At 60.4% G+C, this 7945-nt stretch carries 4 protein-coding genes; 2 read left to right on the top strand and 2 right to left on the bottom strand.

Annotation, left to right across the window (positions count from 1 at the left end; genetic code table 11):
- Both F8N21_RS01915 and aceE read right to left on the bottom strand, forming a co-directional pair.
- Nucleotides 1-621: biotin/lipoyl-containing protein (locus tag F8N21_RS01915; protein WP_318184071.1), on the bottom strand; the 621-nt coding region annotated here is incomplete at its 3' end.
- An 11-nt stretch (nt 622-632) separates the two neighbouring features.
- Nucleotides 633-3278, bottom strand: a complete 2646-nt coding sequence (aceE, locus tag F8N21_RS01910) for a pyruvate dehydrogenase (acetyl-transferring), homodimeric type (RefSeq protein WP_150640496.1) — start codon at nt 3276-3278, stop codon at nt 633-635.
- A 383-nt stretch (nt 3279-3661) separates the two neighbouring features.
- On the opposite strand from aceE, the gene glnE reads away from it, so the two are divergent.
- Both glnE and waaF read left to right on the top strand, forming a co-directional pair.
- Nucleotides 3662-6601 carry a bifunctional [glutamate--ammonia ligase]-adenylyl-L-tyrosine phosphorylase/[glutamate--ammonia-ligase] adenylyltransferase gene (gene glnE / locus F8N21_RS01905; protein ID WP_150640495.1) on the top strand — a complete coding sequence of 980 codons (2940 nt, stop codon included), beginning with the start codon at nt 3662-3664 and terminating at the stop codon, nt 6599-6601.
- Between the two features lie 309 nt (nt 6602-6910).
- Nucleotides 6911-7945 (top strand): lipopolysaccharide heptosyltransferase II, encoded by a 1035-nt coding sequence (waaF, locus tag F8N21_RS01900; protein WP_150640494.1) that lies wholly within the window; start codon nt 6911-6913, stop codon nt 7943-7945.

The following is a 7945-nucleotide window of genomic DNA, read 5'->3' as shown; positions in this document are numbered from 1 at the left end:
GGCCGGAGCAGCGGCCTGGGCTGGCGCGGCGGCAGCCGGTGCAGCTGCACCCGCCACTTTAAGAGCCAGAATCAGGTCGCCAGTGCCGACTTCGTCGTTGAGCTTGACGCTGATGCTTTCAACCACGCCAGCGGCGGGCGAAGGGATTTCCATGCTGGCCTTGTCGGATTCCAGGGTGATCAGCGACTGATCAGCCTCGACGGTGTCGCCGACCTTGACCTGGATCTCGATGATCTGGGCCTTGCCCGACGAACCGATGTCCGGCACGTGCACTTGCTGAGTGGTTGCAGCGGCTTGCGCGGCGGCCGGTGCAGCCGCTGCAGGAGCAGGGGCGGCAGCTGGTTTTTCTTCGGCCTTGGCGGCAGCCGCTGGCGCCGCGGCAGCGGCACCCTCGACTTCCAGTTCCAGCAGTTCGTCGCCTTCTTTCAGGCGATCGCCGAGCTTCACTTTCAGGCTTTTGACGATCCCGGCCTTTGGCGCAGGGATCTCCATGCTTGCCTTGTCCGACTCAAGCGTCAGGATGCTCTGGTCGGCTTCGATGCGATCGCCAACCTTGACCATCAGTTCAATTACTTCACCTTCACCGCTGCCGATGTCAGGTACGCGAATGAGTTCGCTCACAGAAAATCTCCTCAGCAGTCCAGTGGGTTGCGTTTTTCCGGGTTGATCCCGAACTTGGCGATGGCTTCAGCCACCACTTTAGGTTCGATATCACCACGGTCAGCCAAGGCTTCCAGGGCTGCCAACACCACGAAATGACGGTCGACTTCGAAGAAGTGACGCAGCTTCTTGCGGCTGTCACTGCGACCGAAACCGTCGGTGCCCAGGACTTTGAATTCCTTGGACGGGACCCACTGACGAATTTGTTCAGCAAACAGCTTCATGTAGTCGGTAGAAGCAATGACCGGACCTTGACGGCCGTTCAGGCACTCTTCGACGTAGCTCAGCTTAGGCTTCTGACCCGGGTGCAGACGGTTGGTGCGTTCCACGGCCAGGCCATCGCGACGCAGTTCGTTGAAGCTGGTAACGCTCCAGACGTCAGCGCCGACATTGAACTGTTCACGCAGAATCTTCGCCGCTTCACGGACTTCACGCAGGATGGTGCCGGAGCCCATCAGCTGTACGTGGTGCGCCGCTTCGCGGGTATCCTCTTCGAGCAGGTACATGCCCTTGATGATGCCAGCCTCGACACCGGCCGGCATGGCTGGCTGCTGGTAAGACTCGTTCATCACGGTGATGTAGTAGAAGACGTCCTGCTGCTCTTCGGTCATCTTCTTCATGCCGTCCTGAATGATCACCGCCAGCTCGTAGCCGTAGGTTGGATCAAAGGTACGGCAGTTCGGGATGGTCGCTGCCAGCAAGTGGCTGTGACCGTCTTCGTGCTGCAGGCCTTCGCCGTTAAGCGTGGTACGGCCGGCGGTGCCGCCAATCAGGAAGCCACGGGTGCGGCTATCGCCAGCGGCCCAGGCCAGGTCGCCGATACGCTGGAAGCCGAACATCGAGTAGAAGATGTAGAACGGCAGCATCGGCTGGTTGTGGCTGGAGTACGAAGTACCGGCGGCAATGAAGGAGCTCATGGCGCCCGCTTCGTTGATGCCTTCTTCGAGGATCTGGCCTTTCTTGTCTTCGCGGTAGAACATCACCTGGTCTTTATCGACTGGCTCGTAGAGCTGGCCGACGGAGGAGTAGATGCCCAACTGGCGGAACATGCCTTCCATACCGAAGGTACGGGCTTCGTCCGGGATGATCGGCACGATGCGCTGGCCGACTTCCTTGTCCTTGACCAGTTGCGAAAGAATCCGCACGAAGGCCATGGTGGTGGAGATTTCACGATCGCCGGAACCGTCAAGGATCGCCTTGAGGGTTTCCAGTGGCGGGGTCGGAAGGCTGAAGCTCTTGGCGCGACGCTGAGGCACGAAGCCGCCCAGTGCGGTGCGACGTTCGCTCAGGTAACGGGCTTCGGCGCTGCCTTCTTCAGGTTTGAAGAACGGCAGGTTTTCGATCTCGCTGTCTTTGACCGGAATGTCGAAGCGATCACGGAACAACTTCAGGCTCTCGACATCGACTTTCTTGGTGTTGTGCGCGGTGTTCTTCGCTTCGCCGGCGCCGGTGCCATAACCTTTGATGGTCTTGGCCAGGATGACGGTCGGTTGTTCTTTGTGGTTGACCGCTTCGTGGTATGCCGCGTAGACCTTGTACGGGTCGTGGCCGCCACGGTTGAGTTTCCAGATCTCGTCGTCGGACAGGTCTTCAACCATTGCCTTGAGTTCTGGCGAGTTGAAGAAGTGTTCACGCACGAACGCGCCGTCTTTGGCTTTATAGTTCTGGTACTCGCCGTCGATGACTTCGTCCATCCGGCGTTGCAGGATACCGTCGGTGTCCTTGGCCAGCAGTGGGTCCCAGAAACGGCCCCAGATGACCTTGTTCACGTTCCACTGGGCACCGCGGAACACGCCTTCGAGTTCCTGGATGATCTTGCCGTTGCCGCGAACCGGGCCGTCGAGGCGCTGCAGGTTGCAGTTGATGACGAAGATCAGGTTGTCCAGCTTCTCGCGGCCGGCGAGGGAAATCGCACCCAGGGATTCCGGCTCGTCACACTCGCCGTCGCCCATGAAGCACCAGACTTTCTGTTTGCCGGCCGGGATGAAACCGCGGGCTTCCAGGTACTTCATGAAACGTGCCTGGTAGATCGCCTGGATCGGACCCAGACCCATGGAAACGGTCGGGAACTGCCAGAAGTCGGGCATCAGCCAAGGGTGTGGATAGGACGACAGACCCTTGCCATCGACTTCCTGGCGGAAGTTGTTCATCTGGTCTTCGGTGATGCGGCCTTCCATGAAGGCGCGAGCGTAGACCCCAGGGGAAGCGTGGCCCTGGAAGTAGATCAGGTCGCCGCCGTGCTCGTCGGTCGGAGCCTGGAAGAAGTAGTTGAAGCCGATGTCATACAGGGTCGCACTGGAAGCGAAGCTGGAGATGTGACCGCCAAGGTCAGAATCTTTCAGGTTCGTACGCATGACCATGGCCAACGCGTTCCAGCGTACCAGCGAGCGAATGCGGCGTTCCATGAGCAGGTCGCCAGGCATGCGTGCTTCGTGGGTAACGGGGATCGTGTTGCGGTACGGCGTGGTGATGGCGTAGGGCAGTTGCGAACCGCTGCGGGTAGCGAGTTCGCCCATACGGGTCATCAGATAATGAGCACGGTCTTCGCCTTCTTTGTCGAGAACCGATTCCAGGGCGTCCAGCCATTCCTGGGTTTCGACGGGATCGAGGTCTTGCATGGCTTGCTCCAGGGCGGAAAGGCTTCCAGAATCGGTTGCCTGAGTTAGCGGCTGGCCTTGTGGGCAGACGATATAAATTCTTGGATTGCCGAGAGGTTGTTCCGGCGGCGTGTAGTTTTACTACAAATCGTCGGCCATTTCAGCTCTTCGGATGTATATACGAGTAGTAAAACTACAGATGAACGGCTCGTGGCCTCCTGCTATGTTGTGAGAATAATCGTTAATGTTGGTATGGGGTCAACTCAAATAGGGCGAAGCTTGATGTTGCCTGCCAAGAAACTGGAATTTTCAGCTATTTATAACTTTTGTTCGACAGTCGGTTTCGTAGCGCGTTCTGCACATTCACTACAAACGGCCTCTTACACGCCGATCAAGGATAGACCATGAGCCTGCCCACGCTTGCCGAACTCCCGGCGATTCTTCTGCCATCGGTCAGCCGCGCCGAGCAATCGTTGCGTACTGCTGTTGCCGCGCTGGAACACGATCATGGCTTGTCGGCCTGGCCCCCCGAGCGCTGGGCGCAATTGGCCCGTGTCAGCGCGGCCAGCGACTTCGTCATTGAGCAGAGTGTCCGCGACCCGGTGATGTTGCTTGAACTGGTGCAGTCCGGCGAACTGGACCGCAGCTATGCCCCCGGCGAGCTGTGTGGCCAGATCGCCGCGGCCGTGCAGCTGGCGCAGAGCGACGATGAGCTCGGTCGGGCCCTGCGTCGTCAGCGCGCCCGGCATCAGGTGCGGATCATCTGGCGCGACCTGAACCGCCAGGCGGATCTGCTGCGGACCTGTCGCGATCTGTCGGACATGGCGGATGCCAGCATCGATCAGGCTTATCAATGGTTGTATCAGCGCCATTGCCAGCAGTTCGGTACGCCCACCGGCCGGCGCAGTGGCGAACCACAGGAGATGGTCATCCTCGGCATGGGCAAGCTCGGCGCGGTGGAGCTGAACCTGTCTTCCGACATCGATCTGATCTTCGCCTACCCCGAAGGCGGCGAGACTGTCGGCGTGAAGCGGCCGCTGGATAACCAGGAGTTTTTCATTCGTCTTGGCCAGCGCCTGATCAAGGCGCTGGACCCGATGACCGTCGACGGCTTCGTGTTCCGCGTCGACATGCGTCTGCGACCTTATGGTTCGTCCGGCTCGCTGGTGCTGAGCTTCAACGCGCTGGAGCAGTACTACCAGGACCAGGGCCGCGACTGGGAACGCTACGCGATGATCAAGGCGCGGGTGGTGGCCGGGGATCAGGTTGCCGGCGCGCAATTGCTCGATATGCTGCGGCCATTCGTTTACCGGCGTTATCTGGACTTTTCCGCGATCGAAGCGCTGCGCACCATGAAGCAGCTGATCCAGCAGGAAGTCCGGCGCAAAGGCATGGCCGAGAACATCAAGCTCGGTTCCGGCGGGATCCGCGAAGTCGAGTTTATCGCCCAGGCGTTCCAGTTGATTCACGGCGGCCGCGACCTGAGTTTGCAGCAGCGTCCGTTGTTAAAAGTGCTGAGCACCCTGGAAGGACAGGGTTATCTGCCGCCCACGGTGGTCAGTGAATTACGCGAAGGTTACGAGTTCCTGCGCTACACCGAGCACGCTATCCAGGCGATCGCTGACCGGCAGACGCAAATGCTCCCTGATGGAGAGCGGGATCAGGCGCGAATCGCCTTTATGCTCGGTTTTGCCGACTGGAAAGCCTTCCATGAACAGCTGATGTACTGGCGCGGCCGGGTGGACTGGCACTTCCGCCAGGTCATTGCCGACCCTGATGAAGACGAGGGTGACGAAAGCGCAGTGGTGGTCGGCGGTGAATGGCTGCCACTGTGGGAAGAAGCCCAGGACGAAGAGGTCGCCTGCCGACAATTGGAGGAGGGTGGTTTCGTCGATGGGCCCAAAGCCTTGAAAACCTTGGCCGGCCTGCGCGCCAGCCCGCAGTTGCGTGCCATGCAGCGCCTCGGTCGGGAACGGCTCGATGCGTTTATTCCGCGATTGCTGGCTCAGGCCGTGGAACATGCCAATCCGGATCTGGTGCTGGAGCGGGTGTTGCCGCTGGTAGAGGCAGTGGCGCGGCGTTCCGCTTATCTGGTGCTGCTCACGGAAAACCCGGGAGCCCTGCGACGACTGCTGACCTTGTGCGCAGCCAGTCCGTGGATTGCTGAACAGATCACCCGCTTCCCGCTATTGCTCGATGAGTTGCTCAACGAAGGTCGCTTGTTCAAGCCGCCGCTGGCGCCGGAACTGGCCGCCGAATTGCGCGAACGGTTGACGCGGATCCCCGAGGATGACCTGGAACAGCAGATGGAAGCCTTGCGTCACTTCAAGCTGGCCCATCGGCTGCGAGTGGCTGCTTCGGAAATCGCCGGCAGCCTGCCGCTGATGAAGGTCAGTGACTACCTGACCTGGCTGGCCGAGGCGATTCTCGAGCAAGTGCTGGCGCTGGCCTGGCGCCAGACAGTGGCTAAATACGGTTTGCCGCAACGCGCAGATGGCACCTTGTGTGATCCGGGTTTCATCATCGTCGGTTACGGGAAAGTCGGTGGCCTGGAGCTCGGGCATGGTTCCGACCTGGACCTGGTGTTTATCCATGACGGCGATCCGCAGGCGGAAACCGATGGCGCCAAACCCATCGATGGTGCGCAATTCTTTACCCGGTTGGGTCAGCGGATCATCCATTTGCTGACCACCCAGACCAACTCCGGTCAGTTGTATGAAGTGGACATGCGTCTGCGACCCTCCGGAGCTTCGGGGCTGTTGGTCAGCTCTCTCGGCGCTTTCGAGCGTTATCAGCAGAATGAAGCCTGGACCTGGGAGCATCAGGCGCTGGTGCGGGCGCGGGTGTTGGTCGGTTGCAAGCAGGTCGCAGCGGCATTCGAGAACGTCCGCGCCGCTGTGTTGGGGCGCCAGCGTGACTTGGCCACGTTGCGTCAGGAAGTCAGCGAGATGCGCGCCAAGATGCGCGACAATCTGGGCACGAAGGCTACCGCCGCCGGAACCGCGGCAAATGCCTTCGAGGCCACGGCGCGGTTCGATATCAAGCAGGACGCCGGTGGTATCGTCGACATTGAATTTATGGTGCAATACGCGGCTCTGGCGTGGTCTGAAGAGCACCCGTCGTTGCTGCGCTATACCGACAATATCCGCATTCTGGAAGGGTTGGAGGAGGTCGGACTGATGCCCGCCGAAGATGCCAGCCTGTTGCGCGAGGTCTATAAGGCTTACCGTTCGGCCGCTCACCGTCAGGCCTTGCAGAATGAGGCCGGGGTGATCGCCGGCAACCAGTTCGTGGACGAACGGCGGCAAGTGTTGCGGATCTGGCGTGAGCTGGGGCTAAGCTGAAACTGATTTGCGGAGCGGCGAGGCTTTATGTGGCGAGGGGGCTTGCCCCCGTTCGGCTGCGAAGCAGTCGCAAAGCCGGCTGACGCGATTTGTCTGACAGATAGCGGTGCCTGAGTTTGGGACCGCTCCGCGGTCCAGCGGGGGCAAGCCCCCTCGCCACAAGGGTTATGCTGACTGGCATGATGTGCAAGAAATTTGATCCGGCGAGCCCCAAACGGCTCGTCCAAATGACCTGGCAGCCTTGGCTGCAGGTGCTGGATTATCGAGGCGGGGAGGCGTATGCCTCCCCGGTTCGTTTTTGGAAACCACATGAAAATTCTGATCGTTGGGCCCAGTTGGGTCGGTGACATGGTGATGGCGCAGACACTCTTTCAGTGTCTGAAACAACGCCACCCACAGTGCGAGATCGACGTACTGGCCCCCGAGTGGAGCCGGCCGATCCTTGAACGCATGCCCGAAGTGCGGCAGGCCTTGAGCTTTCCGCTCGGCCATGGCGTGCTCGAACTGGCGACCCGCCGGCGTATAGGCAAATCCCTGAGCGGTCAGTACGACCAGGCGATTTTGCTGCCTAACTCGCTGAAATCGGCGCTGGTGCCGTTTTTTGCAGGTATCCCGAAACGTACCGGTTGGCGGGGCGAGTTCCGCTACGGCTTGCTCAATGATGTGCGCACCCTCGATAAAGAACGTTACCCGTTGATGATCGAGCGCTTCATGGCCCTGGCCTATGAGCCCGGCATCGAGCTGCCCCAACCCTATCCGCGGCCATCCCTGCAGATTGACCACGACACTCGCGCCGTCGCGCTGGCCAAGTTCGACCTGGCGCTGGATCGTCCGGTACTGGCTTTGTGTCCGGGTGCCGAGTTTGGCGAGTCCAAGCGCTGGCCGTCCGAGCATTACGCCAAAGTTGCCGAGACGAAGATTCGCGAGGGCTGGCAGGTCTGGCTGTTTGGTTCGAAAAACGATCACGGGGTGGGTGAAGACATTCGCGCACGGCTGATTCCCGGCCTGCGTGAAGAGTCGGTGAACCTCAGTGGCGGCACCTCGCTGGCCGAGGCCATCGACCTGATGTCCTGCGCCGATGCGGTGGTGTCCAACGACTCCGGTCTGATGCACGTGGCGGCGGCGTTGAACCGGCCGCTGGTGGCGGTCTACGGTTCAACCTCGCCAGGCTTCACTCCGCCGTTGGCCGAGAAGGTCGAAATTGTCCGGCTGGGGATCGAGTGCAGTCCATGCTTTGATCGTACCTGCCGTTTCGGCCATTACAACTGCTTGCGCCAGCTCCTGGCGCAACCGGTGGTCGACGCCTTGCAGCGGTTGCAGGGCTCTGTGGTCGAGGTCAAGTAA

This window comes from Pseudomonas fluorescens (genome assembly GCF_902497895.1).
GTDB classification, from domain to species: Bacteria; Pseudomonadota; Gammaproteobacteria; order Pseudomonadales; family Pseudomonadaceae; genus Aquipseudomonas; species Aquipseudomonas fluorescens_BP.
Note: the sequence above shows the minus strand (reverse complement) of the source record. Positions and strands in the feature narration are given on the sequence as shown.

Bases quoted from the DNA above. Each gene is read 5' to 3' on its own strand.
- glnE (WP_150640495.1), top strand. From the start codon at position 3,662: ATGAGCCTGCCCACGCTTGCCGAACTCCCGGCGATTCTTCTGCCATCG.
- waaF (WP_150640494.1), top strand. From the start codon at position 6,911: ATGAAAATTCTGATCGTTGGGCCCAGTTGGGTCGGTGACATGGTGATG.
- aceE (WP_150640496.1), bottom strand. From the start codon at position 3,278: ATGCAAGACCTCGATCCCGTCGAAACCCAGGAATGGCTGGACGCCCTG.